The sequence below is a fragment of the Actinokineospora sp. PR83 genome (assembly GCF_021056305.1).
Taxonomy (GTDB): Bacteria; Actinomycetota; Actinomycetes; order Mycobacteriales; family Pseudonocardiaceae; genus Actinokineospora; species Actinokineospora spheciospongiae.
The window spans coordinates 13,576-40,510 of sequence record NZ_JAJCXD010000102.1 but is presented as its reverse complement, the minus strand read 5'-3'; the positions used below and the strand labels follow the sequence as shown (position 1 = coordinate 40,510).

The following is a 26,935-nucleotide window of genomic DNA, read 5'->3' as shown; positions in this document are numbered from 1 at the left end:
GGCGCGGCGGCCGGGGGGGCGGCGGGGGCGGCGGTCGTCGTCGGCGCGGCGGCGGGCGGCGGGGCCGCGGTGGGGGTGGCCCTGCTCAGGTCGGCCAGGACGTCCTTGCTCTTGGCCGCGGCGGCCCGGACGTCCGACAGCGACCGCGGCGCCGCGGCCGCGCCCGCGAACGGGATGCCCTCGACCTGGGTGGGCCCGCTCACCGACAGCGCGCCGATCAGGACGATCAGCACGCCCGCCCCACCCGCGGCAGCGGGTGGGGCGAACCGTGGGTTCCGCCGTGCCATGACCGGTCAGTGCCCCCAGTCGCGGCGCATGCTCCGGCTGACGACCCGCTTGCCGCGGGCGGTCTTGAACAGGAAGCCGCCGCCCGCCGCGGCCAGCAGCACCAGGCCGCCGAGCGCGACCAGCAGACCGCTGGAGGGGCCGCTGCCGAGCGCCGCCGCGTTCGCGGGCCTGTCGCCCGCCGGGATCACGTGCGGGACGGTCGGGGTGTTGGGCGTGTTCGTCAGCGCCAGGGCGAGGGTCTTCCCCGGTTCGAGCTTCCCGCAGCTCGCGGGCGGGGCGGCCGGGTTGAACGTCTGCTCGTAGCCGGGTGCCGCCGCGACCTCCACCACGCAGACCTCCTGCGGGGTCTTGAGGTTCGGGACCTCCACCGTGCCGTCGGCGCCGGTCGTGACGACGACCGGCGCGCCGTCGGTGCCCACCAGCGGCTTGTCGTCCTGGCCCACCGCGGGGGCGGTCTTGTCCGGGCCGGTCACCCGCAGCTGCACGCCCGCGATGCCCTTGCCGGTCTTGTCGTCGACCTTGGCGACCTTCACCGCGCCGGGCGCGGTCACCGCAGTGACCTTCTCGGTCGCGGTCAGGGGCTTCTCGCCGCCGGTGCTGACCACCCGCTGGGTGTCGACCTGCACGGCCTGCTGCACCACCGGCCGGTCCGCCGGGCTCAGCAGTGAGATCGCCACCGCCGGGTTCGGGCCGGTCGGGGTGACCGCGAGGTCGATGCCCGAACCGTCCTCCTGGGTCGACAGCGCCACCTCGGCCTTGCCGTCGACGGTCGCGTCGGTGAGCTTGATCGTCACCGGGACCTCCGAGACGCCCTTGCCCGCGGCGTTGCGGACCTCCACGGTCCACTTGTCCGGGGTGCCGATGACCTGCGCCGCGCTCGGCTTGGTGATCTTCGTGGTCCACGGGCCGTGGTTGGCGGTGGCGTCGGCCTTGAGCCTGTCGACGGTGGTCTGCGCGCTCGCGGGCAGCTTCGACAGGTGGAACGCCGGGTCGTAGGCGACGGTGCGGAAGGTCGCCTTCGGGTCGAGCTGGTCCGGGCTCTGCGGGGCCGCCGTCCAGCTGTGCAGCAGGTGCGCCAGCGCGGCGGACTCGTCGGCGCTCGTGGTGTTGGCGTAGCGCAGCAGCAGGTAGGAGATGTCCGCCGCGACGTCGGGGGCCAGCTCCGTGCCCCACTTGGTCTTGAGCGCCTCACCGGGCTGGTACTGCTCGTCGGTGTCCGGCTCCAGGTACGCGTACTGCACGCACCAGACCTGCTTGCCGTTGACGATGTAGGAGCCGAGCCAGTCGGCGGCGTCGGGGTTGCCCGCGTACGGCTGCGCGGGTGCGGTCTCGTGGCCCAGGCCCTTCTGGATGGCGGCACCGGCGGTGGGGGCGCCCGCGACGAGGGCGGTCCCGACGAGCAGTGCCACGCCGGACACCCCCGCGGTCAACCGGGCGGCGAGTGTGGTTCGCGCCATGGGTGGATCGGCTCCTTGCCGCGCCTTCGGCAGCGCACGCCTCGGCGCTCGACGTCAGGGACGAGCAGGCGCGCGGAACAAGCCGGCGACGGGGAGTGGCCGGGTGGACACAGGGAGCGCACCACGGGTAACCCTGGTGCCTGCGGCCACCGCGCACAATCCACCGACCGTGCGAACTCCGTCACTGGCCCGGGTGGAACTTTCCGGAAAAGCACTCGTCGCGTGGCGGTGTCCGCCCCCGGATGGCGGATCGCCAGGCCGGGAAGCGCCAGGTCCGGTCACCCGGTGCGCCCGGATCGGGAATGCCGGGTTCGCGCTGGTCGTTGCGCCGGATGTGGGTAAAGTGGGTTTTACCCACGGGAACCGGTCGGCCGGGTCGATCGTTGACTCCCTGAAGGCGCCAGCAAGGCCCTATGGAGGATCAGGTGCGTTCTACCAGCAACCCCGCGTTCCGCAACCTGCCGGTCGGCAGCGGCGGCTACGCGGGATTCCAGCAGCAGGCCCAGGGCTACCCGCAGGCGGCGCCCGGCTACGGCGGCTACCAGCAGCCGGTGTCCGACGACCGCCCGATGACCGTGGACGACGTGGTCACCAAGACCGCGATGACCCTCGGCCTGGCCCTCGTCGTCGGCATCATCACCGCCGTCGCGGTGCTCGGCGAGGTGATCAGCCCCTACCCGCCGATGATCATCGGTCTGATCGTCGGCCTGGTGCTCTCACTCGTCATCATCTTCAAGAAGCTCCCGAGCCCCGCCCTGGTGCTGGGCTACTCCGCGGCCGAGGGCCTGTTCCTCGGCGCGATCACCGGGGTCTTCGAGTACCTCGTCCCGGGCGTGGCGCTGCAGGCCATCCTGGGCACGGCGCTGGTGTTCGGCGCCATGCTGGTCGTCTACAAGACCGGCGCGGTCAAGGTCACCCCCCGCCTCACCAAGTGGATCATCGGCGCCACCGCCGCGGCGGCGGGCCTGATCCTGATCAACCTGGTGCTCTCGCTCTTCGGTGTCGACATGGGCATCCGCGGCGACACGGCCACCCCGCTGACGGTCGGCATCAGCCTGCTGTTCATCGGCATCGCCGCGTTCAACTTCCTGCTCGACTTCGACATGGCGGACCAGATGATCCGCACGGGCACGCCGTCCAAGTTCGCGTGGTACGTGGCCTTCGGCCTGATGACCACCCTGGTCTGGCTGTACCTGGAAATGCTCCGACTGCTGTACATGCTGCAGAGCAGCGACTGACAGCGGTCGTTCCCAGGGGCAGGGCGTTCGGCATCGGCCGGGCGCCCTGTTTCGCTTTCCGAGCGGCCCCGGCACTTCCCGGGTGGTCCCGAGAACGCAGAACGGCCCCACCCGTCGAGGGTGGGGCCGTTCTGCGTGCCCGGACTAGCTGAGGCGCTCGAGGACCATGGCCATGCCTTGGCCGCCGCCGACGCACATCGTCTCCAGGCCGAACTGCTTGTCGTGCCACTGGAGGCTGTTGATCAGGGTGGTGGCGATGCGGGCGCCGGTCATGCCGAAGGGGTGGCCGACGGCGATGGCGCCGCCGTTGACGTTGAGCTTGTCCTCCGGGATGCCGAGGTCGCGGGCCGAGGGGAGGACCTGGGCGGCGAACGCCTCGTTGATCTCGAACAGGTCGATGTCGCCGACCGACAGGCCCGCCTTGGCGAGGGCCTTCTTCGACGCCTCGACCGGGCCGAGGCCCATGATCTCCGGGGACAGGCCGGAGACGCCGGTGGAGACGATGCGGGCGAGCGGGGTCAGGCCCAGCTCCTTCGCCTTGGTGTCGGACATGATCACCAGGGCCGCCGCGCCGTCGTTGAGCGGGCAGCAGTTGCCCGCGGTGACGCGGCCGTCGGGGCGGAAGACCGGCTTGAGGGTGGCGGTCTTCTCGTAGGTGATGCCAGGGCGGGGGCCGTCGTCGGTGTCGACCACGGTGCCGTCGGGGAGGGTGACCGGGACGATCTCGCGCGCCCAGAAGCCGGACTTGATGGCTTCCTCGGCGAGGTTCTGCGACCGCACGCCGAAGTGGTCCATGTCCTCGCGGGTGACGCCCTTGAGCAGCGCCAGGTTCTCCGCGGTCTGGCCCATGGCGATGTAGGCGTCGGGCAGCAGGCCGTCCTGGCGCGGGTCGTGCCACTCCGCCGCGCCCTTCTCAGCGACGGCGGCGGTGCGGTCGGTGGCCTCGGCGAACAGCGGGTTGTGCGTGTCCGGCCACGAGTCGGAGCTGCCCTTGGCGAAGCGGGACACCGTCTCCACGCCCGCGGAGATGAAGACGTCGCCCTCGCCCGCCTTGATCGCGTGCAGCGCCATCCGGGTGGTCTGCAGCGAGGACGCGCAGTAGCGGGTGACGGTGCACCCGGGCAGGTGGTCGTAGCCGGCGAGCACGGCGACGATCCGGCCCAGGTTGAAGCCCTGCTCGCCGCCGGGCAGGCCGCAGCCGAGCATCAGGTCGTCGATGTCGCGGGGGTCCAGGGCGGGCACCTTGTCCAGCGCGGCCTTGACCATCTGCGCGGCCAGGTCGTCGGGTCGGATGTCGACCAGCGAACCCTTCCCCGCCCGGCCGATCGGGGACCGGGCGGCGGAGACGATGACAGCCTCTGGCATGGGGGCACTCCTTCAGCGGGGCAGCACGACGACAGCGATGTTACTCGCAGGTAACCAATCGGCAAGTGCGGTGTTGTCCGGGCCGAACCGGTCAGCGGGCCCTCCGGACACCCGCCGCGGCGCACAGGGGAGCGAGCACGACCTCGGCCGCCAGGGCGTAGCCCGCGCCGTTGGGGTGGAAGCGGTCGCCGCTGAACAGGTCCTGCGGGCGGGCCAGGAAGTGCGGGGAGAGCAGGGCCGCCAGCGGGACCGAGGTGGCCCCGGTGCTCGACAGCTCCCGGGCCTGCGCCCTGGCCAGCGCCAGGCTCCACCGGCGGGCGACCGCGCGCAGCGGCTGCGGGATGGGGACGATCGCGCCCAGGTCGGGGCAGGTGCCGACGACGACCGCGGTGCCCGCCGCGATCAGGCGGCGCACCTCGGCGGCCAGCAGGGCCGCCGAGGCGTTCGGGCCGAGCCGGGCGGTGACGTCGTTGCCCCCGACGATGATGACCACCACGTCCGGGGGGTGCCGCAGGGCCTCGTCGACCTGCGGGGGGAGGCCGGTGGTGCGGGAGCCGCCGACGGCGTGGGTGGTGAGGCGGACCGGGCGGCCGGACTCCGCGGCCAGACCCCTGGCCAGCAGGACGCCGGGCAGCAGGTCCGGGCTCTCCGAACCCAGGCCCGCCGCGGTGGAGTCGCCCAGGACGGCGAAGGTGATCAGGTGCCGGGCGTCGGCCACGGGCAGGGGGCCGGTGCCGTCGGGCAGGTAGCAGCCGTCGGCGTCGAGGGGCAGGTCGACCGGGGGGCCGATCACCGAGCGCGCCTGGCGGGACTGGCTGGTGAGCAGCGAGTAGGCCGCGCCGGACAGCCCGCCCACCGAGCCCGCGGCCAGCGCCAGCACCCGGAGTCCCCGTGCTCCGACCATGGGTGGCCTCCATCCGCCGGGGGCGGTCGCTCCGGACGCGTCGCTCGAACCAGGGGTTCCTCGTCGTCGAAGACAGTAACTCGGGGCCCCGACCCTAGTGGGCGGTTAGGGTGAGCGGCAGGTCCGAACGGTGTGATCAACCCGCAGAAGGAGCGCCCGGTGGAGTACGTCGAGCACATCATCGATCTCGTCGGCGACACGCCGCTGGTGAAGCTGAACACCATGGCCGCGGGGCTCAAGCCCACCGTGCTGGCCAAGGTCGAGTACTTCAACCCCGGCGGCAGCGTCAAGGACCGGATCGCCGTGCGCATGGTGGAGGCGGCGGAGAAGTCCGGGGCGCTGCGGCCCGGCGGGACGATCGTGGAGCCCACCTCCGGCAACACCGGGGTGGGGCTGGCCCTGATCGCCCAGCGCAAGGGCTACAAGTGCGTCTTCGTCTGCCCGGACAAGGTCAGCGAGGACAAGCGCAACGTCCTCAAGGCCTACGGCGCCGAGGTCGTGGTCTGCCCGACCTCGGTGGCGCCCGAGCACCCCGACTCCTACTACAACGTCTCCGACCGGCTGGTCCGCGAGATCGAGGGCGCCTGGAAGCCCAACCAGTACGCCAACCAGGAGAACCCGGCCAGCCACTACCACTCCACCGGCCCCGAGCTGTGGAAGCAGACCGACGGGCGGATCACGCACTTCGTCGCGGGCGTCGGCACCGGCGGGACGATCTCCGGCACCGGCCGCTACCTCAAGGAGGTCTCCGACGGCCGGGTCCGGGTCATCGGCGCCGACCCGGAGGGCTCGGTGTACTCCGGCGGGTCCGGGCGGCCGTACCTGGTCGAGGGCGTCGGCGAGGACTTCTGGCCGACCACCTACGACCGCGACGTCGCCGACGAGATCATCGCGGTGAGCGACCGCGAGTCCTTCGAGGTGACCCGGCGCCTGGCCAGGGAGGAGGGCCTGCTGGTCGGCGGCTCCTGCGGGATGGCCGCCGCGGCGGCGCTGCGGCTGGCCGAGCGGCTCGGCCCGGACGACGTGGTGGTCGTGCTGCTGCCCGACGGCGGCCGCGGCTACCTGTCGAAGGTCTTCAACGACTCGTGGATGAGCCAGTACGGCTTCCTGCCGCCCGAGCACACCGGCGCCACCGTCGGCGACGTGCTGCGCCGCAAGGCCGGGACGAGCAGCGCGCTGCCCGACTTCATCCACGGCCACCCCACCGAGACCGTGGCCGACGCGGTGGCGATCCTGCGCGAGTACGGGGTCAGCCAGATGCCCGTGGTCAACGCCGAGCCCCCGGTCATGGCGGCCGAGATCGTCGGCGCGGTCAACGAGAAGGACCTGCTCGACGCGCTGTTCACCGGCAAGGCCGAACTGGCCGACACCCTCGACCGGCACATGGGGGCCCCGCTGCCCACGATCGGCGCCGGGGAGCAGGTCAAGTCCGCCATGGAGGCGCTGGCCGAGGCCGACGCGGCGCTGGTCCTGCTGGACGGCAAGCCCGCGGGCGTGGTGACCCGGCAGGACCTGCTGGGCTTCCTGGCCCGCCGGTGACGGCGCGCGCGGGCGCGGGACCCACCGCGCCCGCGCGCATTCCACACCGCACCCGCGCAAACTCCGTACCGCGCCCGCACGCACTCTGCGTTGCTGTCGAGGTACTACCGGCACTCGGATGGCGTATCCGATAGCGTTACCGCCCAGACAAGCTGACATTCCAGGTCAAAAGGGGTGGAGAACCCGATGAGCGCTCCCCAGCCGCCCAACCCGCCGTGGCAGGGCGGGCAGCCCCAGCAGGAGCCGGGGCAGTCCGGACCCGAGTACACCGCACCTCCGGGTGACACGGCAGGCGCCGACGGCGTGGAGCGCACCCAGGCGATCCGCCCCGGTCAGCCCGTTCCCGGCCAGGACGAGTCCGACCGCACCCAGGTGGTGCAGCCGGGCCAGACCGGTGCCCAGCCCGCGCAGGGCGGTGGCGACGCGACCCAGATGGTGCCCCCGGGCTCGGTCCCGCAGTCGCCGCCGTACGCCCCGCCGCCCAGCGCCGCGGACCCGTCCTCGCCCCCCGGCGGCTTCGGCCAGCCGCCGAACCCGTACGGGCAGCAGCAGGGCCAGTTCGGCCAGCAGCCGCCGCCGGGGCAGTACGGGCAGCCCCAGCAGCACAACCCGTACGGCCAGCCCGGTCCGTACGGCCAGCCGCAGGGCGGGTTCGCCCAGCAGGGCGGCCTCGGCTACCCGCCGCCGATGGGCGGGCAGGGCGCGAACACCGGCGTGATCGCCACGGTCATCCAGGGCGCGGTCGCGCTGCTGGGCCTGATCAGCCTGATCCTGTCGATCGTGTCGCTGTCGGCCGTGATCAAGTCGGCCTCCTACGACCCGGCCGACGGCTGCGACGCGCTCAGCGACCCCGACATGCGCGCCTCCTGCGTCTCCGCGGCGAACCGGTACGCCGGTGACGTCGGCGGTGCGAACGCGCTGAGCGTCATCATCGCCATCATCCTGCTGCTGGCCTCGGCCGCGGCGCTCGCGGGCGCGGTGCTGCTGTTCCTGAAGAAGACCAACTTCGCGCACCTGCTGGTGCTCGGCGGTGGCGCGGCCCTGCTGATCCTGTCGATCGTGCTGGGCGCGTCGTACATCTTCGCGGGCAACATCATCACGCTCCTGGTGTTCGGCCTGCTGATCACGGCCGCGGGTGCGTTGTGGTTCTTCCCGCAGACCAAGCCGTTCCTGGTGTCGAACCAGCCGCTCGGCGGCCTCGGCGGCGGCCCCAAGCCGCCCACCGGCCCCGGTGGTGGCTACGGCCAGCCCCAGCAGCAGCACAACCCGTACGGCCCGCCCCCCGGGCAGCAGCAGCACAACCCGTACGGGCAGCCGCAGCAGCAGCAGAACCCCTACGGCCCGCCCCCTGGGCAGCAGCAGCACAACCCGTACGGGCAGCCGCCCGGTGGCCAGCCGCAGCAGCCGCCGCAGCAGTGGTGATCCACTAGTCCTCCCGATGGGCCCCGACCGACCGGTCGGGGCCCATCGGCGTACTAGCCCCTTTTGGGCTTTCATTCCCCACAGTGGGAAACCTCCCGAATGGTGGGCGGTATCCGGTGAACCCGTAACCTGGTCACATGGCTGAAGACACGTCGCGTTGGGGCTTCGAGACCCGGGCTATCCACGCGGGTCAGGACCCGGATCCGCGCACCGGAGCGGTCATCGTCCCGATCTACGCCACCTCCACCTTCGCCCAGGACGGCGTGGGCGGCGTGCGCGACGGCGGCTACGAGTACTCCCGCACCGCGAACCCGACGCGCAGCGCGCTGGAGCAGGCGCTGGCCTCTTTGGAGGGTGGGCGGCACGGGCTGGCCTTCGCCTCCGGCATGGCCGCCGCCGACATCGCGCTGCGGTCGATGACCCGGCCCGGTGACCACGTGGTGCTCGGCAGCGACGCCTACGGCGGCACGTTCCGGCTGCTGGACAAGGTCCTGTCGCTGTGGGGCGTGGAGTACACGCCGGTCGAGCTGTCCGACATCGACGCCACCAGGGCCGCGATCCGGCCGAACACCAAGGTGGTCTGGTCGGAGACACCGACGAACCCGCTGCTGGGCATCGCCGACATCGCCGCGCTGGCCGCGGTGTCCGCCGAGGCGGGCGCCAAGCTGGTCATCGACAACACCTTCGCCACCCCGTACCTGCAGTCCCCGCTGGGCCTGGGCGCGGACGTGGTGCTGCACTCCACCACCAAGTACCTCGGCGGGCACTCCGACGTGGTCGGCGGCGCGCTGATCACCTCCGACGACGAACTGCACGAGAAGTTCGCGTTCCTGCGCAACGCCGCGGGCGCGGTGCCCAGCCCGTTCGACTCCTGGCTGGTGCTGCGCGGGGCGAAGACGCTGGCGCTGCGGATGGAGCGGCACAGCGACAACGCCGAGCGCGTGGTCGAGGCGCTGCTCAGCCACGACAAGGTCACCAAGGTCTACTACCCGGGCCTGGTCGACCACCCCGGGCACGAGATCGCCGCGAAGCAGATGCGCCGCTTCGGCGGCATGGTGTCCTTCGCGGTGCAGGGCGGCGAGCAGGCCGCGCTGGACATCGCGGCGCGGACGAAGCTGTTCATCCTGGGCGAGTCGCTCGGCGGCATCGAGTCGCTGATCGAGCACCCGGGCAAGATGACCCACGCCAGCACGGCCGGGTCGCCGTTGCAGGTGGCCGGGGACATCCTGCGCATCTCGGTCGGCATCGAGGACAGCACCGACCTGGTCGGCGACCTGCTCTACGCCCTCGACTGAGGTCCCCCGCACGTGAAGAGGCCCCCGTCCTGGTGGACGGGGGCCTCTTCTTCACGTGTCTAGGGGCTGACCTGGCGGAGCCGGTCGATGCCCGCGCCCGGGTCGGCGCCGGGCTCGTGGCCGGTCGGCTCCGGGGCCCGGGGCAGGTCGTCGGGGTCGAGGCAGCCGCCGACCAGCTCGACCTGGGAGCCGCGCTGGACGTACTCACCGGCGTTGGCGCAGCCCGCGCTGCTCACCGTGAACACCGCCACGCCCGCCAGGGTGAGCGCCGCCGCGGCGGCGGAGGCCAGGGCCACCGCTCCCGTCGATCGTGTGCCGCGCGCCATGCCACTCGCTCCCGGTTCCGGACTTCTTCACCGGGAGCCTACTCCCCGGTCGGTTCAGGCACCTGAGGAGTGGCTGAGACGGCCCCCGTCAGAGGTTGCCGCGCCGGTCCTGCTCGCGCTCGATGGCCTCGAACAGGGCCTTGAAGTTGCCCTTGCCGAAGCCAAGCGAACCGTGCCGCTCGATCATCTCGTAGAACACCGTGGGCCGGTCGCCGATCGGCTTGGTGAAGATCTGCAGCAGGTAGCCGTCCTCGTCGCGGTCGACCAGGATGGCGTTGGCCTTGAGCACCTCGATCGGCACCCGGACCTCGCCGATGCGGGCGCGCAGCTCGGGGTCCTCGTAGTAGGAGTCCGGCACGTCGAGGAACTCCACGCCCGCCGCGCGCATGGCGGCGACGGTGCCGATGATGTCGTTGGTGGCCAGCGCGATGTGCTGGCAGCCGGGGCCGCCGTAGAACTCCAGGTACTCGTCGATCTGCGACTTCTTCTGCGCGATCGCCGGCTCGTTCAGCGGGAACTTGACCCGGTGGTTGCCGTTGGAGACGACCTTGCTCATCAGCGCCGAGTACTCGGTGGCGATGTCGTCGCCGACGAACTCCGCCATGTTCACGAAGCCCATGACGCGGTTGTACCAGTCCACCCAGTAGTCCATCCTGCCCAGCTCCACGTTGCCGACGCAGTGGTCGATGGCCTGGAAGATGCGCTTGGGGGCGTCGGCGGGCCGGGTCAGCGTGCCCTGCTTGGCGACGTAGCCGGGCAGGTACGGGCCCTGGTAGCGGGACCGGTCGACCAGGGTGTGCCGGGTCTTGCCGTAGGTGGCGATGGCGGCGACGCGCACGGTGCCGTGCTCGTCGGACACGTCGTGCGGCTCCTGCAGCACGGTCGCCCCCTCGCGCCGGGCGTGCTCGACGCACTTGTCGACGTCGACGACCTCCAGGGCCAGGTCGGTGACCCCGTCGCCGTGCTCGCGCTGGTGGTCGAGCAGCGGGCTCTTCGGGTCCACCCCGCCCTTGATGACGAACCGCGCGGAACCGGACTTGAGCACGTAGGACTTGTGGTCCCGGTTGCCGGTCTCGGGTCCGGAGTAGGCGACCAGGGTCATCCCGAAGGCGGCCTGGTAGAACAGCGACGTCTGGGTCGCGTTGCCGACCACGAACACCACCGCGTCCATCGCCTTCACCGGGAACGGGTCGCGGCTCTCGTCGTAGTCGACCAAGCCGACGAGCTGGCGGAGCTGGTCGTAGCTCACCTCGTCCATCGCACGGGTCACGGCGGTGTCCTCCTTCTCGGGTCTGCGGTACCTCCGAGCATCCGGTGACCGGTCAGGGTGTGCAAGAGCCGTCGATTTCACTGGGCAGGTTGCCTGGTGTTCACCGGTCACCTTGCGGCAAAGTGGACAGCCTGACCAGGGAGGAACCGGCAATGGACGCTTTGGACGCACGCCTGCTGCTGCTGTTGACCGACGAACCCCGGCTGGGCGTGCTGGAGTGCTCCCGCAGGCTCGGGGTGGCGCGCGGCACGGTGCAGGCCCGGATGGACCGCCTGGAGGCGCGCGGGGTCCTCGGCGGCTTCCCGCCCGCCCTGGACCTGGCGGCGATGGGCTACGGCCTCACGGCGTTCGCGGTGCTGGAGATCGCCCAGGGCAAGCGCGCCTCGGTCGCGGGTCGCCTGCGCGACATCCCGGAGGTCTGCGAGGTCCACGCCACCACCGGCGAGGGCGACCTCCTGGTCCGCATGGTCGCCAAGGACAACGACGACCTGCAACGGGTGATCGACCAGGTCGTGGACGTCGAGTGGGTCCGCCGCACCTCCACCTCGATCGCCCTGTCGACCCCGGTCCCGCCCCGCGTGCGCCCGCTGCTGGAGCGGATGGTGCGGTAGGCCCAGACAAGCACCGAGGCCCCCGCCGGGTTCGGCGGGGGCCTCGGTCAAGCTCACGACTCAGCCCTCGTACGGCACGGCCTTGTTCAGGGCCACCTTCTGGATCTTGCCGTTGGGGAGCGCGTACTCGCGGGTCTCGCCCTCCTTGGCGCCCAGCAGCGCACGGCCGAGGGGCGACTCGGGGGAGTAGACCTCGATCGAGCCCTCGCCGCCCTCCTCGCGGGTGGCGAGGAGGAAGGTCTCGTCCTCGTCGTCGCCCTCGTAGCGCACGGTCAGCACCATGCCGGGGCCCGCGATGCCGTTGGCGGGGGGCGTCTCGCCGACCTTGGCCCCGCGCAGGAGCTCCTGGAGGTGGCGGATGCGGGCCTCCTGCTGGCCCTGCTCCTCGCGGGCGGCGTGGTACCCGCCGTTCTCCTTGAGGTCGCCTTCCTCGCGGCTGGTGTTGATCTTCTGCGCGATGACCGGGCGGTTCTCAATCAGCTCGTCGAGCTCCTGCTTGAGCCGGTTGTAGGCCTCCTGGGTAAGCCAGGTCACCTGGGTGTCGCTCACGGTCACCAACTCCTCGTCGTACCAGGCAGTCCCGGGTTTCGTGGTACACCCGGGATGTGAAAAACACGGCCCGCCTAGGGGCCGTGCAGATGAATCAGAATACCATGCCTGCGCGTGCTAAATAGCCCGAAATGTCCGTTTCGGGCCTGCTCGGCGCGGAGTTCACCCCGTTGGCGGCTGACCTGTGGACAGGTAGGCGGGCACCTGGTAGGAGCAGCCGAACACATCGGCCGTGACCGGCTCGGACGTGCTGCGGATGACCGTCGACACCCGCGACACCTCCGGCCCGGCGGGCACCAGCACCTCCTTGCGGCCGCCCTCGTTGCCGTCGATGCCCCGGGTGCGCACCACGCACACGGCGGGCTGCTCGGGGGTCGCGCGGGTCACCTCGAAGGTCAGCCGCATCCGGTTGTCCGGGAGGTTCTCGAACGCGGCCCGCTCGGTCTCGATCGGCGCGGACCCCAGGTTGGTGTAGGCCAGCCACGCCACGACCGCGCCGAGCGCCAGCCCGCACGCGGTGAGCACCACGACGGTCCGCCGCGACCGGGGCGCCTTCGCCTTGCCGTAGCGGCCCTCGGGGAGGCCACGGGTCGCCGTGCTCATCGTCCGGTCACCGACATACTGGGAGCCTCCTGCGGCCGCGGTCCCACCGGCGGGAACAATGGGGCCCGCGCGGAGCGTTGCGAATCGAGTATCCGCTGCGCGCGGGATCACAGAGCAACAGGGGGCTGGAGAGGTCATGGCGGAGAAGCTTCGGTTGATGGCGGTGCACGCCCACCCCGACGACGAGTCGAGCAAGGGCGCGGCGACCATGGCGCGGTACGTGTCCGAGGGGCACGAGGTGATGGTGGTGACCTGCACGGGGGGCGAGCGGGGCGACATCCTCAACCCGGCGATGGACCGCCCGGAGATCACCGCCGACATCCACGCGGTGCGGCAGCAGGAGATGGCCAAGGCCGCCGAGATCCTCGGCGTGCAGCACCGCTGGCTGGGCTTCGTCGACTCGGGCCTGCCCGAGGGCGACCCGCTGCCGCCGCTGCCGGAGGGCTGCTTCGCGCTGGTGCCGCTGGAGGAGTCCGTGCCGCCGCTGGTGCGCGAGATCCGCGAGTTCCGCCCGCACGTCGTGATCACCTACGACGAGAACGGCGGCTACCCGCACCCGGACCACATCCGCTGCCACGAGGTGTCCGTCGCCGCCTTCGACGCCGCGGGCGACCCGGAGCTGCACCCGGAGGCGGGCGAGCCGTGGCAGCCGCTGAAGCTGTACTACTCGCACGGGTTCTCCCGGGCCCGGATCGTGGCCATGCACGAGGCGCTGCTGGCCGCGGGCCTGGAGTCGCCGTACCAGGAGTGGCTGGACAACTGGACCACCGACCGCGGTGACATCGCCGACCGGGTCACCAGCCGGGTCGAGTGCGCCGACTTCTTCGAGGTCCGCGACGCCGCGCTGCTCGCGCACGCCACCCAGATCGACCCGAACAGCCGCTGGTTCGCCGTGCCGATGGAGATCCAGCGCCAGGTGTGGCCGTTCGAGGAGTACGAGCTGGTCCGGTCGCTGGTCGACAGCACGCTGCCCGAGGACGACCTGTTCTCGGGGCTGCGGGAGAAGGCCGCCTTGTGACGTTTACCGTGGACACCGTGATCGCCGCCCCGGACGCCTCGCTGTACGTCGCCCAGACCACGCCCGCCCCGCCCGCCGGTCCGGCCGACCCCGGCGGGCAGGGGGAGGACTTCGGCAAGTCCTCCCCGCTGGGCTTCCTCATCCTGGTGCTGTTCTTCGTGGCGGTCGCGTTCCTGATCCGCTCGATGACCAAGCACCTCAAGCGGCTCCCGGCCAGCTTCGACGAGCCCGCGGACAAGCCGGTCGCGGACGGGGCGGCGGGCACCGACGAGGCGGCGGGCTCGGGGACCGGCCCCAAGCCCGCCTGACCCTCACAGCCGCGGGTCCACCGGTTCGGACTCCATGGCCAGGACCGCGAACACGCACTCGTGCACCCGCCACAGCGGCTCACCCGCGGCGACGCGGTCCAGGGCCGCCAGGCCCAGGGCGTACTCGCGCAGCGCCAGCGACCGCTTGTGCGCGACGTTGCGCTTGCGCAGCCGGTCCAGGTGGTCGGGGTAGTCCGGCCCGTAGATGATCCGCAGGTACTCCGCCCCGCGGACCTTCACCCCCGGCTGCACCAGGTCGCGGCCCGCGCCGACGAGGTTCGCCGCGGGCTTGACCACCATGCCCTCACCGCCCGCCGCCGTCAGCGCTTCCCACCACGCGGTGCCCTCGGCCACCGACTCCGGCGAACCGGTGTCGACGGCGATCCGCCGGGTCTCGGCGAACAGCGGGTCGACCGCGCGCAGCCGGTCGGCGACGCCCAGGTGCCACAGGTGCGGGTGCCGGTGGTAGGTCGCCCCCTCCGACGCCAGCACCTGGAACGGCGCCAGCCGCACGCCGTCGAGACCGGTCGTGGGCGCGCAGTAGCGGCGGTAGGCGTCGCGGAAGCCGACCGCGTTGTCCGCGCGGCGGGAGGTGCGGGCGAGCAGGTCCGCCACGTCCACGCCCCGCCCGGCCGCGGCAGCCAGCGCCGACACCGCGGGCGGCAGCACCGCCGTGGCCGCCGCGCCGACGGCCGCGTACTGGTCGGTGATCAGCTCGCGGGCCTTGGCGTTCCACGGCATCAGCTCCGCGTCGAGCAGCAGCCAGTCCGTGCCCAGTTCCTCCCACAGCCCCGCCGCGGTCACCGCCGAGCGCACCCGCGCCAGCAGTTCGGCGGTCAGCGGCGCGTCGAAGAACGACCGGCCGGTCCGCGTGTGAACGGCGCCGTCGCCCTCGATGTCGAAGCGGCGCGGGGCCACCGACGCGTCCCGGGTGACCAGGACGACCGCGCGGGAGCCCATGTGCTTCTCCTCGCACAGCACCTCCCGCACCCCGCGGGCGTGGAAGCCCGCGAACGCCTCCGCCGGGTGCTCCAGCAGGTCCCCGTCCCCGTGCGCCTCCGTGGGCGCCATCGTCGGCGGCAGGTAGAGCAGCCAGCGCGGGTCGACGGCGAAGCGGCTCATCACCTCCAGCGCCGCCGCGGCCTGGTCGCCGCGCACGGTCACCTTGCCCTGCACCGCCGTTTCCACGACCCGCTTGCCCAGCACGTCGTCCAGGGCGAGCTGCCGCGGCGGGCGGGTCGGGGTCAGCGGGCGGGTCGGCTCGTACCAGGTCTCGTGCGCCTTGACCGACACGACCTCGCGCTCCGGGTAGCGCAGCGCGGTCAGCTCGCCGCCGAACACGCACCCGGTGTCCAGGCACATGGTCCCGTTGACCCACTCGACCTCCGGCGTCGGCGTGTGTCCGTAGAGGACCATCGCGGCGCCGCGGTAGTCCTCGGCCCACGGGTAGCGCACGGGCAGGCCGTACTCGTCGGTCTCGCCGGTGGTGTCGCCGTAGAGGGCGAAGCTGCGCACCTTGCCCGACGCGCGGCCGTGGTAGTGCTCGGGAAGCCCGGCGTGGGCGACGACCAACTTGCCGCCGTCGAGGACGTAGTGCGCGATCAGGGTGTCGCAGAACTTCCGCGCCGCCGCGACGAAGTCCGGGTCCTCGGCCTCCAACTGCGCGAGCGATTCGGCCAGGCCGTGCGTGACCTTGACGTTGCGGCCGTCCAGGGCGCGCACCAGCTTCTGCTCGTGGTTGCCGCACACCGCGAACGCGTCGCCGTCGCCGACCATGCCCATCGCCAGCCGCAGCACGCCCGGGGTGTCCGGGCCCCGGTCGACGAGGTCGCCGACGAACACCGCGCGCCTGCCGCCGGGGTGCGTGGCCCCGACCGGGCGGCCCCGGTCGTCGCGGCGCAGCCGGTAGCCCAGCTCGCCGAGCAGGTCCTCCAGCTCGGCGCGGCAGCCGTGCACGTCACCGATGACGTCGAACGGGCCGGTCTCGTGCCGCAGGTCGTTGCGCAGCCGCTCGGTGCTGAACACGGCCGCGTCGACCTGCTCCTGCCCGCGCAGGTGGTGCACGCGGCGGAACCCCTCGCGGTGCAGGCCGGGCAGCGAGCGCCGGAGCTGGGCGACGTGCCGCTTGACCACGTGCGGGCCGAAGTCGCGGTCCGGGCGGTCGGCGTTGCGCTCCTGGCAGACCCGCTCGGGCAGGTCCAGCACCACCGCGACCGGCATGACGTGGTTGTCGCGGGCGAGCTTCACCAGTTCCGCGCGCCCCTCGCGCTGCACGTTGGTCGCGTCCACCACGGTGACCAGCCCCCGCCGCAAGCGCTTGCCCGCCACGTGGTGCAGGGCGTCGAACGCGTCGGCCGAGGCGGCCTGGTCGTTCTCGTCGTCGCTGACCAGGCCGCGGAAGAAGTCGCTGGAGAGCACCTGCGTCGCGGCGAAGTGCTTGCGGGCGAAGGTCGACTTGCCGGACCCGGAGGCGCCGATGAGCACCACCAGCGCCATGTCGGGGATCAGCAGCTCCATCAGTCCACCTCCGGTCGGGAGAACACGGCCATCTGGGTCGGCGGGCCGTGCTCGGGGTCCTCCGGCCCGACGGGCAGGTACCGGACGGTGTAGCCGGTGCGCCCGGCGGTGGCGTCGCCCCACTCCCGGAACTGCGCCCTGGTCCACTCGAAACGGTGGTCGCGGTGGCGCGGCTGTCCCGCCGGGAGGGTCGGGAAGAGCACGTTGTACTCGACGTTCGGCGTGGTCACCACCACGTGCCCTGGCCGGGCGGTGCCGAACACCGACTGCTCCAGCGCCCGGTGCCTGCTCGGGTCGACGTGCTCGACGACCTCCATCAGCACCGCCGCGTCGTACCCCACCAGCGACGGGTCACCGTAGGTCAGCGACGACTGGCGCACCTCGACCCGCTCGCGCACCCGGTCCGGCAGCTTCTCCAGCCTGCGCTCGGCCACCCGCAGCGCACCGGCCGACACGTCCGTGCCCAGGATCTCGATGAACGACGGGTCCGCCAGCAGGTCGCGGATCAGCGCCCCGCCACCGCAGCCCAGGTCCAGCACCCGCCGCGCCCCCACCTCGCGCAACGCCGCCACCACGGCCCGGCGCCGGGTGACCGCCAGCGGCTCCGGCGCCTCGGGGGCGGCGTCGACCACCGGTTCGGCGAGCGCGTCGTCCAGGGTCTCCTCCGCCGCCCCGTCCAGTTCGGCGAGCTGCGCCAGCGCGGTCGTGACGTAACCGCGGCGGTGCGCCAGGTACCGGTTGCTGATCAGCTCGCGCTCCGGGTGCGTGGCGAGCCAACCCTCACCCGCACGCAGCAGCTTGTCCACCTCGGCCTCACCGACGTAGTAGTGCTTCGACCCGTCCATCACCGGCAGCAGCACGTATAGCTGCCGCAGCGCGTCGGCGAGCCGCAGGTCCCCGGTGAGCACCAGGTCCAGGTACGGCGAGTCACCCCACTCCGGGAACCGCGGGTCCAGCGGGACCGCGGTCGCCGCCACCGCCCACCCGAGCGGCTCGAACAGCCGCGCGGCCAGGTCGACACCACCGCGGCAGGCCACCGCGGGCAGGCCGACGCGCAGCGGGATCGGGTTGTCCGCCACCTCCTGGCGGGCGTCGCAGCGGCCGGTCATCGCGGTCCGGAACACGCTCGATAGCGCCACCGCCAGCATCGAACCGGCGGCGTAGGGGCGGTCGTTGACGTAGCTGCCCAGGGTCGCCACCCGCTTGCGGTCGCCCTTGCCGCGCACCAGGGCCACGGGGTCCACCTCGACCAGCAGCGCCGCCGTGCACTCCTCGGGGTCCGCGCGCGGGTAGAACACGTGCGCGGTCCCGGCGGCGGTCGGGAACGACTGCGCCTTGTCGGGATGTTTGAACAGCAGGAAACCGAGGTCGGTAGCCGGGTCTCTGGTCGTGGTCAGGGTCAGCAGCACCACCACATTCTGTCCCACCGCCGTGCCTGCGGACATCGGGTTTCGGCGAATCGCCCGCGGCCGCAGCTGGCTGTCCGCTGTGGACTCGGAGGGTGCCGCCAGCGGGTCGGTCAGCCGCGTCGCCGGTGCGCGGCAGTTCCAGGCCCGCGGCGAGGGCGGCGTGGAGGTCCTCGTGGATCACGGCCGAGGACACCGGCCGGGTGCGCCGTTCACCTACCAGTGAAATTCGCTCCCGCAAGCGCCGAGAGCGCGTAACTTCGGTAGAAACGTAATCATGTAATCAAGGAGCTGGACATGCGCAAGCACTGGAGTCCCGGACCCCGTGGCGGCTGGCAGCAGTCCGAGGTCCCACCCGCGGACGACGCGGCCGCCTGGTTCACCGGCAGGCTGCCCGAGGGCTGGTTCACCGACACGGACGTGGTCGTCGACCGCGAGGAGATCATCGTCGTCGGCACCCTCCCCGCCCTCGACGGCGACTTCGCCGACGACGCCGCCCGCGCCGCCGCCGAGTCCGGCCGCATCGCCCGCTACCGCGAGGAGACCCGCGAGGAGCGGATCGAGATCGCCCGGCAGGCCGAGCACCGCTACGGCCGCAAGGTCGCCTGGGGCGTGCGCCAGGGCGACACCGAGGAACTGTTCACCCACCTGTCCGTCCCGGTCATGACCCGGCTGCGCCAGCCGGAGCGCCAGGTCCTCGACACCCTGGTCGACGCCGGGGTGGCCCGGTCCCGCTCGGACGCCCTCGCCTGGGCGGTCCGCCTGGTCGGCAAGCACTCCGAGGAGTGGCTGGGCGAACTGCGCGCGGCCATGGCCAAGGTCGACGACCTGCGCGCCAAGGGCCCCGACAAGGCCGAGGACGTCGACCGGAACGGCTGAGCACCGGACGGCGCCCGCCCGTAAACGGGTTGCCGACCCCTCTCGTCCCCGGCCAGGGTGTCGGGGACGAGAGGGGTTCCGCCATGCTGGTGGGGGATCGGGTCCGGTTGCGCGCGGTGGAGCCGGAGGACGCCGAATCGCTGTGGCGCTGGGACAACGACCCCGAGGTCATGCGCTGGATGGCGGGCACCCACCCGACCACGCTGCACGAAACCCGCGCCCGCGTCGCCGAGTGGCCGCGCAACAGCCACACCCGCCTGGCCCTGGGCATCGAGACCCGCGCGGACGCCCGCCTGGTCGGTGGCGTTGTCCTCGCCGGCGCCGAACCCGAGTACGGCCGCGGCACCATCGACCTCTACCTCGGCGAACGCGACACCTGGGGCTGCGGCTACGCCACCGAGGCCCTGCGGCTGATCTGCGCCTACGGCTTCGACGAGATGCGCCTGCACTCGATCGACCTCAGCGTGGTGGACGAGAACGCGGCGGCCCGCCGGGTCTACGCCAAGGTCGGCTTCCAGGAGATCGGCCGCGCCCGCCACGCCTTCCGCCGCGCGGGCCACTGGCACGACCTGGTCCTCATGGACCTCCTCGAACCCGACCTCGTTCGCGCCTGACCGAAACCGATCAGGCGTACATGACCAGCCAGATCGCGATGTAGTGGCTCAGGGCGGCGAGGACGGTCGCGGCGTGGAAGAACTCGTGGTGGCCGAAGGCGGGCCAGGGGTTGGGCCACTTGGTCGCGTAGAAGACCGCGCCCACCGTGTAGAACAGGCCGCCGACCAGGAGCAGGACCAGGGCGGCGACGCCGCCGATGGCGAGCAGGTCGGGCAGGACGAAGACCGCGACCCAACCCAGGGCGATGTAGATCGGGGTGCCCAACCAGCGGGGCGCGTGCGGCCACAGCAACTTGAGGGCCACGCCGAGCACGGCGCCGCTCCAGACGATGGCCAGGACGACGTAGCCGGTGGGCTTGGCCATCGACAGCAGGCAGAACGGGGTGTAGGTGCCCGCGATGAACAGGAAGATCATCGAGTGGTCGAGGCGCTTCATCCAGACGCGCGCGCGCTCGGTCACCCACCAGCGGCGGTGGTAGAGGGCGCTGACGCCGAACAGGCCCAGGATGGTCACCGAGTACACCGAGGTGGCCAGCACCGCGACACCGGAGATGGTGGCGGCGAGGGAGACGAGGGCTGCGCCCGCTCCGATGGACACCATGAAGGACCAGAAGTGGATGACCCCGCGCATCTTGGGTTTCACGAACCCCGGCGGCGGGCCGGGCGTGGTCACTGACGTCACCTCCGCAAGATTACGGGACCGTAGGTTTGTCAACCATTTGCTGTGACCCCGGACACAGGTCCCGGTGGGTCAGGACCAGCCGACGACCTCGCGGTGCTCCACCGCCAGGCAGCGGTCGACCACCACGTCCAGGCCCGCTTCGGCGGCGAGGCGGGCGGCGGGCTCGTTGACGACCCCCAGTTGCAGCCACAGCGCGCCCGCGCCGACGGCCACCGCGTCCCGGGCGACCTCCTCGACGAACTCGGGCTGGCGGAACACGTCCACGACGTCGATGTGCTCCGGGACCTCCGCCAGCGACGCGTACGCGGGCAGCCCCTCCCACGTCCGCAGCGACGGGTTGACCGGGAACACCGTCAGCCCGCTGTCGACGAGGTAGCGCGCCACCCCGTGGCTCGGCCGGTCGGGGCGGGCGCTCAGGCCCACCACCGCCACCGTGCGCGATTCCCTGACCAGGCGTTCGATGACGCCGAGGTCCTGCCATACCGGATCGATGCCGTTGCGCTGCACCTGACCAGTGTGCCCCGGTCGGCCCAGCGGCGGCGTACGCTGATCGGCCGTGAGTCTGCGTAGGCGCGTTGCCGACATCGTTTATGGCCTCTACGAGAAGCGGCTCTACCAGCAGGCGGGTGGGCGCATCCCCCGGCACGTCGGGGTGATGCTCGACGGGAACCGGCGGTGGGCGCGCGAGGCCGGGTTCACCGACGTCAACGACGGGCACCGGGTGGGCGCGCAGCGCATCGCCGACTTCCTGGGCTGGTGCGCGGAGGCCGGGGTCGAGGTGGCGACCCTGTGGCTGCTCTCCACCGACAACCTGACCAGGGCGGAGTCGGAGCTGGCCCCGCTGCTGGAGATCATCGGTGACGTGGTCGACGAACTGGCCGAGCCCGCCCAGCCGTGGCGGCTGCGGATCATCGGCGCCCTGGACATCCTGCCCGCGGAGACCGCGCAGCGGCTGTCGGCGGCGGCGACCAGGACCGCGGGGCGCACCGGCATGGAGGTCAACATCGCCGTCGGCTACGGCGGCCGCCGGGAGATCGCCGACGCGGTGCGCAAGCTGTTGCAGCAGCACGCGGAGGCGGGGACCTCGATCGAGGAGCTGGCCGAGGTCCTCGACGTGGACCACATCGCCGAGCACCTCTACACCTCCGGGCAGCCCGACCCGGACCTGGTGATCCGCACGTCGGGGGAGCAGCGGCTGTCGGGGTTCCTGCTCTGGCAGTCGGCGCACTCGGAGTTCCACTTCTGCGAGGCCTACTGGCCCGACTTCCGCCGCACCGACTTCCTGCGCGCGCTGCGCGCCTACGGAATCCGGCACCGGCGATTCGGCAGTTGATGCGGGCTCGGTGAATTCCGGGTGCGTCGGCCGTCCGATTCCCGCGTCCGGAAAACCGCCGGTGGACGCCGAAGAATGTTCACCACCGGTGATCACTCAGGGTGATGGTCAGGTGTCGCTCCGGCATCGGCCGTGTTGTGCACGAACGGCGGAACCGCTGGTCACGTTGCGTGGTATGTGGACTGACCTCGACGAACGTCCGCTCACGTGGCGTGCGCGTGTCGAGGTGATGACAAAATCGAAAATCACCTGGGTGGCAGCCTGGCAGTGGGTCGGTCCGCGCCGGTAGCTTTCGAAGTGTCGGATCGTGTCCACAGCGGTCCGGCCCGGGAGGCCCTGGTCGTGAGCGAGTCGAGCGCGAGGGGGCCGGCACCCGGCCCTCGTGGGAGGTGGGTGACGGCGGCCCGGCCGCTGTCGCGCCACTGACCGACCAGGGTCTTGTGCCCGGCCCACCGAGGTGCGGATGCGGTGCCGCGTCCGCGGGGAGTTGCCGTGACCGCTATGCGTTCCAGCGTTTCCTCAGGTTCGAACACCGGCTCGTCAGACACCCGCTCCGGATCGGAGAGCGACCCAGCCAGGCGCACCTACGTCCTCGACACCTCCGTGCTGCTCTCGGACCCATGGGCCGCGACCCGCTTCGCCGAGCACTCGGTGGTCATCCCGCTGGTCGTGATCAGCGAGCTGGAGGCCAAGCGCCACCACCCCGAACTGGGCTGGTTCGCCCGCGAGACCCTGCGGATGCTCGACGACCTCCGCCTCAGCCACGGCAGGCTCGACGTGCCGCTCCCCATCGGCGACGCGGGCGGCAGCCTGCACGTCGAACTCAACCACTCCGACCCGTCGGTGCTGCCGCAGGGCTTCCGCACCGACGGCAACGACGCGCGCATCCTGGCCTGCGCGCTCAACCTCGCCGCCGAGCTGCCCGGCGTCACCCTGGTCACCAAGGACATCCCGCTGCGGGTCAAGGCGGGTGCGGTCGGCCTGGACGCCGAGGAGTACCGGGCGGGCGAGGTCGCCCCGTCCGGCTGGACCGGCATCGCCGACCTGGAGGTCCCCCAGGACGCCATCGACGCCCTGTTCAGCGACGACAACTCCATCGACCTCGCCGACTACGACGTGCCCACCGAGCACCCGTGCAACACCGGTCTGCGCCTGTTCGCGGGCACCAGCCACGCGCTGGGCCGGGTCACCCCGGACAAGCGCATCCGGCTGGTGCGCGGCGACCGGGAGGCCTTCGGCCTGCACGGCCGCTCCGCCGAGCAGCGCATCGCCCTGGAGCTGCTGCTCGACCCGGAGGTCGGGATCGTGTCGCTGGGCGGCCGGGCGGGCACCGGCAAGTCGGCGCTGGCGCTGTGCGCCGGGTTGGAGGCGGTGCTGGAGCGCGGCCTGCACAAGAAGGTCGTCGTCTTCCGCCCGATGTACGCCGTCGGCGGCCAGGACCTCGGGTACCTGCCGGGGTCCGAGAGCGAGAAGATGCAGCCGTGGGCGCAGGCGGTGTTCGACACCCTCGGCGCGCTGGCGGGCAAGACGGTCATCGACGAGGTGCTCAGCCGCGGGATGCTGGAGGTCCTGCCGCTGACCCACATCCGCGGCCGCTCGCTACACGACGCGTTCGTCATCGTCGACGAGGCGCAGTCGCTGGAGCGCAACGTCCTGCTGACCGTGCTGTCGCGGCTGGGCACCGGCTCGCGGGTCGTGCTGACCCACGACGTCGCCCAGCGCGACAACCTGCGCGTCGGCAGGCACGACGGCGTGGCCGCGGTCATCGAGAAGCTCAAGGGCCACCCGCTGTTCGCGCACGTGACCCTGACCCGCTCGGAGCGCTCGCCGATCGCCGCCCTGGTGACGGAGATGTTGGAGGAGCACACCCCCTGAGTCCCACTTCGCCCGGGCGCCCCCTGGTCGGGGGTGCCCGGGCGTTGACAGGCGGACGTGGGGTGGGACACGCTGCGACGGCGTTACCTACTTCCGAGTAGTTGCCGAAGCCGCCAACGCCCGAGGGAAGCCATGTCCCGACGCCTGCTCGTCACCGCCGCCGCCGCCATGATCGCCGCGGCGGGCACCTTCGCCGTCACCACGTCCGCGAACGCCGCCGACCCGATCAACTACGTCGCCCTCGGGGACTCCTACAGCGCGGCCTCCGGCGTGTCACCGTCCGCCCCGGGCGCCCCCGCCCAGTGCCTGCGCTCCGCGCTCAACTACCCCACCCTGATCGCCCGGGCGACCGGCGCGAACGTGGTCGACGTGACCTGCGGCGCCGCCCAGACCAGCCACTTCACCACCAGCCAGTACCCGGGCCTGGCCCCGCAGGTCGACGCGCTGAGCGCCGACACCGACGTGGTCACCATGACCATCGGCGGCAACGACAGCGGCATCTTCATCCGCGCCGCGGCCACCTGCGCCCTCGCGGGCTTCTTCACCGGCGGCAAGGGCAGCCCCTGCAAGGACGGCAACGGTTCCAGCTTCGAGGACACCGTCCGCAACACCACCTACCCGGACCTGGTCAAGGCCCTGACGGCGGTCCGCGAGAAGGCCCCGAACGCCAAGGTCGGCATCATCGGCTACCCGTGGATCGTCCCTGCCACCGGCGGCTGCTTCGACAAGATCCCGGTCGCCACCGGCGACATCCCCTACATGCGCTCCCTCCAGGCCACCCTCAACGACGCCATCGGCCGAGCCGCCGCCGCGACCGGCGTGACCTACGTCGACATCAACCAGCTCGCCGACGGCCACGACGTGTGCGCCGCCCCGGGCGTCCGCTGGATCGAACCGCCCATCAACGCCCAGAACTCCATCTTCGCCCACCCCAACGCCCTCGGCGAGCGCGAGATGGCCGCCGCGGCAATGGCGGCCCTGAACCTCAACTGACCCCAGGACAACGGAACGCCCGGCCGGGAGAACACTCCCGGCCGGGCGTTCCGCATTCCACAGGTCTGACCACCAACCACCCGAACCCTTTCGCCGCAGCCGTCACCCCCCAAACCGCCGGCCCGGCCGCCGCCCACCCGAGGAGGCGCAGCGACCGACCACCCCCAACCGCACGCCGGGCGGCCAGCCGCCCGAAACCCCACCGGGCGCAGCGAAAACCAGCCACCCCCGCAACCGCAGGCCCGGCTACGCAAAGGCCCGGGTGGGTGGATCTGCTTGGGTGGGGGTAGCGATCATGTGCAAGCCTGCTTGGGCTGTGGGGCATCTCTTCAGCCCCACTCGGTCACACTGGGCGCATGATCGCTGTAGGGGCCCCGCCCAAGCGGATCCACCCACCCGGGCACCACCAACAAAATCCCGGCGCTTGAGCCGAAGCACACGCAGCGACCCCGGCGAAGCCACCCGACCAAGCCACCCCCGCAACTCCGCAGGAAGACCTCAGTCGAGCGCCCGCTTGAGGAACCCCCTGATCCCGATGGCCCCGAACAGGGCACAAGCCCCGACCATCACCAGCAGGTTGATCCACATCGGAATGTGCGGCACCTGGGGAACCAGCTCCGCCCGCATCGCCTCGCTCACGTACGTCAGCGGGTTGAGCGCGCAGACGACCTGGAACCAGCGCAGCTGCTCCAGCCCCATCCACGGGAACTGCGTGCTGCCGGTGAACATCAGCGGCATCATGATCACCGCGAACATGATGTTGATCCGGCGCGGTGGGACGGAGGTGCCGATGACCATGCCGATGGCACCGCCCGCCAGCGAGCCCAGCACGATGATCAGGAAGATCGGCAGGTACGAGCTCGCGGGCCAGCTCACGTCGTCGAGGATCAGGAAGCCGATCGGCACCATCACCGCGGCGGCGACGATCCCGCGCAGCGCCCCGAACAGGATCTTCTCCACCGCCACCCAGGAGATGGGCATCGGGGCCAGCAACCGGTCCTCGATCTCCCGCGTCCAGGAGAAGTCCATGATCAGCGGCATGGTGGTGTTCTGGAGCGCGCCGAGGAACCCGTTGAGCGCCACGATCCCCGGCAGCAGGATCGCCGCGTAGTCCCCGCCGACGTACCCGAGGCTGGTGAGCACCTTGCCGAAGATGAACAGGGTGAAGAACGGCTGCACCACCACCTGGGCGAGGAACGGCAGCAGCTCGCGGCCGGTGACGACGACGTCGCGCCACAGCACCGACCAGAAGGTGCGCAGGGACGTGCCGAGGCCGACGGGCGAGGACGCCGTGGTCTCGGTGCCGGTGGTCTCGGTGGTGGTCATCGGAGCTCCCGCCCGGTCAGGTGGATGAACACGTCTTCCAGGCTCGGTGTCCCGATGGACAGGTCGGACACCTCGCACGACTCGTCGCCGAGCACCCGCAGGACGGCGGGCAGCACCACGGCCGCGTCGTGCCCGGTGTAGAGGCGGTACTGGGCGGTGCCCGCGGCGGCGGCCGGGGCGGCGGGTGCTCCGCCGGGCAGGCCCGGCATCCCCGCTGGCAGGCCGGGCGGCATCCCCGCCGGGGATGCCGCGCCTGCCCTGATCGACTCCACCCGCTCGACCCCGTCGATGCTCCCGAGCGCGGCTTCGACCCTGACCGCCTCGGTGTCGCCGAGCCGCACGGTGACGCTGACCGTGGTGCTGCCCGGCAGCCCCTTGGTCAGCCCGGCGGGCGTGTCGAGCGCGAGCAGCTTCCCGTGGTCGACGATCCCGATGCGGTCGCAGAGCTTCTCCGCCTCGTCCATGTCGTGCGTGGTCAGCACGACGGTGACCCCCTCACCGCGCAACTCGGCGACCCGGTCGTGCACGAACAACCGCGCCTGCGGGTCCAGCCCGGTCGACGGCTCGTCGAGGAACATGACCTTCGGCCGGTGCATCAGCGCCCGGGCGATCATGATCCGCTGCGCCTGCCCGCCGGAGACCAGGTCCACCTTGTCGCCCGCCCGGTCGGCGAGCCCCATCCGGTCGAGGATCTCGTCCGCCCGCTTGTTCCGCTCCGCCCGACCCACCCCGTGGTAGGCGGCGTGGAACAGCAGGTTCCCCCGGATGTCCAGCGACCGGTCCAGGTTGTTGCGCTGCGGCACGACGGCCAGCAACTGCCGCGCCCGGGTGGCCTCGGCGACGACGTCGACGCCGAGGATCCTCGCCTTGCCGCCGGTGGGCATGACCCGGGTGGTCAGCACCCCCACCGTGGTCGTCTTGCCCGCTCCGTTGGGCCCCAGGAGTCCGAAGACCTCACCGGGTTCGACGGTGAAGCTGAGACCGTCGACGGCGGGTTTGGGACTCTTCTTGTACTGCTTGACCAATTCGATGACCTCGACCGCGCTCACGCGGGTCAGGGTAGCGGGGTGGCGGTGGTCGGCCGCGTGGTTTTCGGCTGCTGTCCGGTTTGGGGGAC

27 protein-coding genes are annotated in these 26,935 nt (G+C 71.9%); 13 read left to right on the top strand and 14 right to left on the bottom strand.

The window, feature by feature from the left end:
• Nucleotides 1-233: hypothetical protein (locus L6E12_RS29955; protein ID WP_374201967.1), on the bottom strand; the 233-nt coding region annotated here is incomplete at its 3' end.
• Nucleotides 234-293: 60 nt separating this feature from the next.
• The gene (locus L6E12_RS29950) at nt 294-1,745 is read right to left on the bottom strand and encodes a SpaA isopeptide-forming pilin-related protein (RefSeq protein ID WP_236231281.1); all 1,452 of its coding nucleotides are present in this window, start codon (nt 1,743-1,745) and stop codon (nt 294-296) included.
• A gap of 425 nt (nt 1,746-2,170) precedes the next feature.
• Here L6E12_RS29950 and L6E12_RS29945 point away from each other — a divergent pair, with 425 nt between their 5' ends.
• Nucleotides 2,171-2,983, top strand: a complete 813-nt coding sequence (locus tag L6E12_RS29945; RefSeq protein ID WP_236231280.1) for a Bax inhibitor-1/YccA family protein — start codon at nt 2,171-2,173, stop codon at nt 2,981-2,983.
• 144 nt (nt 2,984-3,127) lie between these two features.
• On the opposite strand, the gene L6E12_RS29940 is transcribed toward L6E12_RS29945, so the two are convergent.
• Nucleotides 3,128-4,348: an acetyl-CoA C-acetyltransferase gene (locus L6E12_RS29940; RefSeq protein ID WP_236231279.1), complete on the bottom strand. Its 1,221-nt coding sequence runs from the start codon at nt 4,346-4,348 to the stop codon at nt 3,128-3,130.
• Between the two features lie 91 nt (nt 4,349-4,439).
• Nucleotides 4,440-5,252 (bottom strand): SGNH/GDSL hydrolase family protein, encoded by an 813-nt coding sequence (locus L6E12_RS29935; RefSeq protein WP_236231278.1) that lies wholly within the window; start codon nt 5,250-5,252, stop codon nt 4,440-4,442.
• Between the two features lie 159 nt (nt 5,253-5,411).
• On the opposite strand from L6E12_RS29935, the gene L6E12_RS29930 reads away from it, so the two are divergent.
• The 3 genes from L6E12_RS29930 (at nt 5,412) to L6E12_RS29920 (ending at nt 9,508) form a co-directional block, all read left to right on the top strand.
• Nucleotides 5,412-6,791, top strand: a complete 1,380-nt coding sequence (locus L6E12_RS29930; RefSeq protein WP_236231287.1) for a cystathionine beta-synthase — start codon at nt 5,412-5,414, stop codon at nt 6,789-6,791.
• 186 nt (nt 6,792-6,977) lie between these two features.
• Nucleotides 6,978-8,213 (top strand): hypothetical protein, encoded by a 1,236-nt coding sequence (locus L6E12_RS29925; protein ID WP_236231277.1) that lies wholly within the window; start codon nt 6,978-6,980, stop codon nt 8,211-8,213.
• Between the two features lie 137 nt (nt 8,214-8,350).
• Entirely contained in the window at nt 8,351-9,508 is a 1,158-nt protein-coding gene (locus L6E12_RS29920) for a cystathionine gamma-synthase (protein WP_236231276.1), read from the top strand.
• A 59-nt stretch (nt 9,509-9,567) separates the two neighbouring features.
• Here L6E12_RS29920 and L6E12_RS29915 read toward each other — a convergent pair whose 3' ends face one another.
• Complete coding sequence (locus L6E12_RS29915; protein ID WP_236231275.1) at nt 9,568-9,834, bottom strand: hypothetical protein; 267 nt, start codon at nt 9,832-9,834, stop codon at nt 9,568-9,570.
• 88 nt (nt 9,835-9,922) lie between these two features.
• Nucleotides 9,923-11,092 carry a 4-hydroxyphenylpyruvate dioxygenase gene (hppD, locus tag L6E12_RS29910; protein ID WP_236231286.1) on the bottom strand — a complete coding sequence of 390 codons (1,170 nt, stop codon included), beginning with the start codon at nt 11,090-11,092 and terminating at the stop codon, nt 9,923-9,925.
• A 164-nt stretch (nt 11,093-11,256) separates the two neighbouring features.
• On the opposite strand from hppD, the gene L6E12_RS29905 reads away from it, so the two are divergent.
• The gene (locus L6E12_RS29905) at nt 11,257-11,715 is read left to right on the top strand and encodes an Lrp/AsnC family transcriptional regulator (RefSeq protein ID WP_236231274.1); all 459 of its coding nucleotides are present in this window, start codon (nt 11,257-11,259) and stop codon (nt 11,713-11,715) included.
• A 60-nt stretch (nt 11,716-11,775) separates the two neighbouring features.
• Here the strand turns inward: L6E12_RS29905 and greA are convergent, their stop codons facing one another.
• Nucleotides 11,776-12,270: a transcription elongation factor GreA gene (greA, locus tag L6E12_RS29900; protein ID WP_035288042.1), complete on the bottom strand. Its 495-nt coding sequence runs from the start codon at nt 12,268-12,270 to the stop codon at nt 11,776-11,778.
• 156 nt (nt 12,271-12,426) lie between these two features.
• Complete coding sequence (locus L6E12_RS29895; RefSeq protein ID WP_236231273.1) at nt 12,427-12,867, bottom strand: DUF4307 domain-containing protein; 441 nt, start codon at nt 12,865-12,867, stop codon at nt 12,427-12,429.
• Between the two features lie 136 nt (nt 12,868-13,003).
• Between L6E12_RS29895 and mca the strand changes: the two genes are divergently transcribed.
• Nucleotides 13,004-13,885 carry a mycothiol conjugate amidase Mca gene (gene mca / locus L6E12_RS29890; RefSeq protein WP_236231272.1) on the top strand — a complete coding sequence of 294 codons (882 nt, stop codon included), beginning with the start codon at nt 13,004-13,006 and terminating at the stop codon, nt 13,883-13,885.
• Nucleotides 13,886-13,902: 17 nt separating this feature from the next.
• A complete protein-coding gene (locus tag L6E12_RS29885) occupies nt 13,903-14,193 on the top strand; it encodes a hypothetical protein (RefSeq protein WP_374201966.1) in 291 nt (96 codons plus the stop codon).
• Between the two features lie 3 nt (nt 14,194-14,196).
• Here L6E12_RS29885 and L6E12_RS29880 read toward each other — a convergent pair whose 3' ends face one another.
• On the bottom strand, nt 14,197-16,710 hold the full coding sequence (locus L6E12_RS29880; protein ID WP_236231271.1) for a polynucleotide kinase-phosphatase: 2,514 nt from the start codon (nt 16,708-16,710) through the stop codon (nt 14,197-14,199).
• On the bottom strand, nt 16,710-18,119 hold the full coding sequence (locus L6E12_RS29875; RefSeq protein ID WP_236231270.1) for a 3' terminal RNA ribose 2'-O-methyltransferase Hen1: 1,410 nt from the start codon (nt 18,117-18,119) through the stop codon (nt 16,710-16,712). The genes L6E12_RS29880 and L6E12_RS29875 overlap by 1 nt, the downstream gene beginning before the upstream one ends.
• A gap of 79 nt (nt 18,120-18,198) precedes the next feature.
• Here L6E12_RS29875 and L6E12_RS29870 point away from each other — a divergent pair, with 79 nt between their 5' ends.
• The 3 genes from L6E12_RS29870 to L6E12_RS29860 all read left to right on the top strand — a co-directional run bounded on the left by L6E12_RS29870 (nt 18,199) and on the right by L6E12_RS29860 (nt 19,609).
• Nucleotides 18,199-18,342 carry a hypothetical protein gene (locus tag L6E12_RS29870; protein ID WP_236231269.1) on the top strand — a complete coding sequence of 48 codons (144 nt, stop codon included), beginning with the start codon at nt 18,199-18,201 and terminating at the stop codon, nt 18,340-18,342.
• 71 nt (nt 18,343-18,413) lie between these two features.
• The gene (locus L6E12_RS29865) at nt 18,414-18,995 is read left to right on the top strand and encodes a hypothetical protein (protein WP_236231268.1); all 582 of its coding nucleotides are present in this window, start codon (nt 18,414-18,416) and stop codon (nt 18,993-18,995) included.
• 83 nt (nt 18,996-19,078) lie between these two features.
• The gene (locus L6E12_RS29860; protein WP_236231267.1) at nt 19,079-19,609 is read left to right on the top strand and encodes a GNAT family N-acetyltransferase; all 531 of its coding nucleotides are present in this window, start codon (nt 19,079-19,081) and stop codon (nt 19,607-19,609) included.
• Between the two features lie 10 nt (nt 19,610-19,619).
• Here L6E12_RS29860 and L6E12_RS29855 read toward each other — a convergent pair whose 3' ends face one another.
• Both L6E12_RS29855 and L6E12_RS29850 read right to left on the bottom strand, forming a co-directional pair.
• Nucleotides 19,620-20,240 carry a hemolysin III family protein gene (locus L6E12_RS29855; RefSeq protein WP_236231284.1) on the bottom strand — a complete coding sequence of 207 codons (621 nt, stop codon included), beginning with the start codon at nt 20,238-20,240 and terminating at the stop codon, nt 19,620-19,622.
• Nucleotides 20,241-20,360: 120 nt separating this feature from the next.
• Nucleotides 20,361-20,798 carry a CoA-binding protein gene (locus L6E12_RS29850; RefSeq protein WP_236231266.1) on the bottom strand — a complete coding sequence of 146 codons (438 nt, stop codon included), beginning with the start codon at nt 20,796-20,798 and terminating at the stop codon, nt 20,361-20,363.
• Between the two features lie 49 nt (nt 20,799-20,847).
• On the opposite strand from L6E12_RS29850, the gene L6E12_RS29845 reads away from it, so the two are divergent.
• The 3 genes from L6E12_RS29845 (at nt 20,848) to L6E12_RS29835 (ending at nt 24,492) form a co-directional block, all read left to right on the top strand.
• Nucleotides 20,848-21,624: an isoprenyl transferase gene (locus tag L6E12_RS29845; RefSeq protein ID WP_236231265.1), complete on the top strand. Its 777-nt coding sequence runs from the start codon at nt 20,848-20,850 to the stop codon at nt 21,622-21,624.
• 501 nt (nt 21,625-22,125) lie between these two features.
• Nucleotides 22,126-23,499: a PhoH family protein gene (locus L6E12_RS29840; RefSeq protein WP_236231283.1), complete on the top strand. Its 1,374-nt coding sequence runs from the start codon at nt 22,126-22,128 to the stop codon at nt 23,497-23,499.
• Nucleotides 23,500-23,631: 132 nt separating this feature from the next.
• The gene (locus L6E12_RS29835; protein WP_236231264.1) at nt 23,632-24,492 is read left to right on the top strand and encodes an SGNH/GDSL hydrolase family protein; all 861 of its coding nucleotides are present in this window, start codon (nt 23,632-23,634) and stop codon (nt 24,490-24,492) included.
• Between the two features lie 498 nt (nt 24,493-24,990).
• On the opposite strand, the gene L6E12_RS29830 is transcribed toward L6E12_RS29835, so the two are convergent.
• Together L6E12_RS29830 and L6E12_RS29825 are read right to left on the bottom strand one after the other, a co-directional pair.
• The gene (locus L6E12_RS29830) at nt 24,991-25,818 is read right to left on the bottom strand and encodes an ABC transporter permease (RefSeq protein ID WP_236231263.1); all 828 of its coding nucleotides are present in this window, start codon (nt 25,816-25,818) and stop codon (nt 24,991-24,993) included.
• A complete protein-coding gene (locus tag L6E12_RS29825; RefSeq protein ID WP_236231282.1) occupies nt 25,815-26,876 on the bottom strand; it encodes an ABC transporter ATP-binding protein in 1,062 nt (353 codons plus the stop codon). Before L6E12_RS29825 ends, L6E12_RS29830 begins: the two co-directional genes overlap by 4 nt.
• Nucleotides 26,877-26,935: the final 59 nt, after the last annotated feature.

Coding starts and splice junctions, on each gene's coding strand:
- L6E12_RS29880 (WP_236231271.1), bottom strand. CDS start 16,710: ATGGAGCTGCTGATCCCCGACATGGCGCTGGTGGTGCTCATCGGCGCC.
- L6E12_RS29835 (WP_236231264.1), top strand. CDS start 23,632: ATGTCCCGACGCCTGCTCGTCACCGCCGCCGCCGCCATGATCGCCGCG.
- hppD (WP_236231286.1), bottom strand. CDS start 11,092: ATGGACGAGGTGAGCTACGACCAGCTCCGCCAGCTCGTCGGCTTGGTC.
- L6E12_RS29855 (WP_236231284.1), bottom strand. CDS start 20,240: ATGCGCGGGGTCATCCACTTCTGGTCCTTCATGGTGTCCATCGGAGCG.
- L6E12_RS29915 (WP_236231275.1), bottom strand. CDS start 9,834: ATGGCGCGCGGCACACGATCGACGGGAGCGGTGGCCCTGGCCTCCGCC.
- L6E12_RS29840 (WP_236231283.1), top strand. CDS start 22,126: ATGCGTTCCAGCGTTTCCTCAGGTTCGAACACCGGCTCGTCAGACACC.
- L6E12_RS29950 (WP_236231281.1), bottom strand. CDS start 1,745: ATGGCGCGAACCACACTCGCCGCCCGGTTGACCGCGGGGGTGTCCGGC.
- L6E12_RS29895 (WP_236231273.1), bottom strand. CDS start 12,867: ATGAGCACGGCGACCCGTGGCCTCCCCGAGGGCCGCTACGGCAAGGCG.
- mca (WP_236231272.1), top strand. CDS start 13,004: ATGGCGGAGAAGCTTCGGTTGATGGCGGTGCACGCCCACCCCGACGAC.
- L6E12_RS29925 (WP_236231277.1), top strand. CDS start 6,978: ATGAGCGCTCCCCAGCCGCCCAACCCGCCGTGGCAGGGCGGGCAGCCC.
- L6E12_RS29940 (WP_236231279.1), bottom strand. CDS start 4,348: ATGCCAGAGGCTGTCATCGTCTCCGCCGCCCGGTCCCCGATCGGCCGG.
- L6E12_RS29905 (WP_236231274.1), top strand. CDS start 11,257: ATGGACGCTTTGGACGCACGCCTGCTGCTGCTGTTGACCGACGAACCC.
- L6E12_RS29860 (WP_236231267.1), top strand. CDS start 19,079: ATGCTGGTGGGGGATCGGGTCCGGTTGCGCGCGGTGGAGCCGGAGGAC.
- L6E12_RS29830 (WP_236231263.1), bottom strand. CDS start 25,818: ATGACCACCACCGAGACCACCGGCACCGAGACCACGGCGTCCTCGCCC.
- L6E12_RS29865 (WP_236231268.1), top strand. CDS start 18,414: ATGCGCAAGCACTGGAGTCCCGGACCCCGTGGCGGCTGGCAGCAGTCC.
- L6E12_RS29935 (WP_236231278.1), bottom strand. CDS start 5,252: ATGGTCGGAGCACGGGGACTCCGGGTGCTGGCGCTGGCCGCGGGCTCG.
- L6E12_RS29920 (WP_236231276.1), top strand. CDS start 8,351: ATGGCTGAAGACACGTCGCGTTGGGGCTTCGAGACCCGGGCTATCCAC.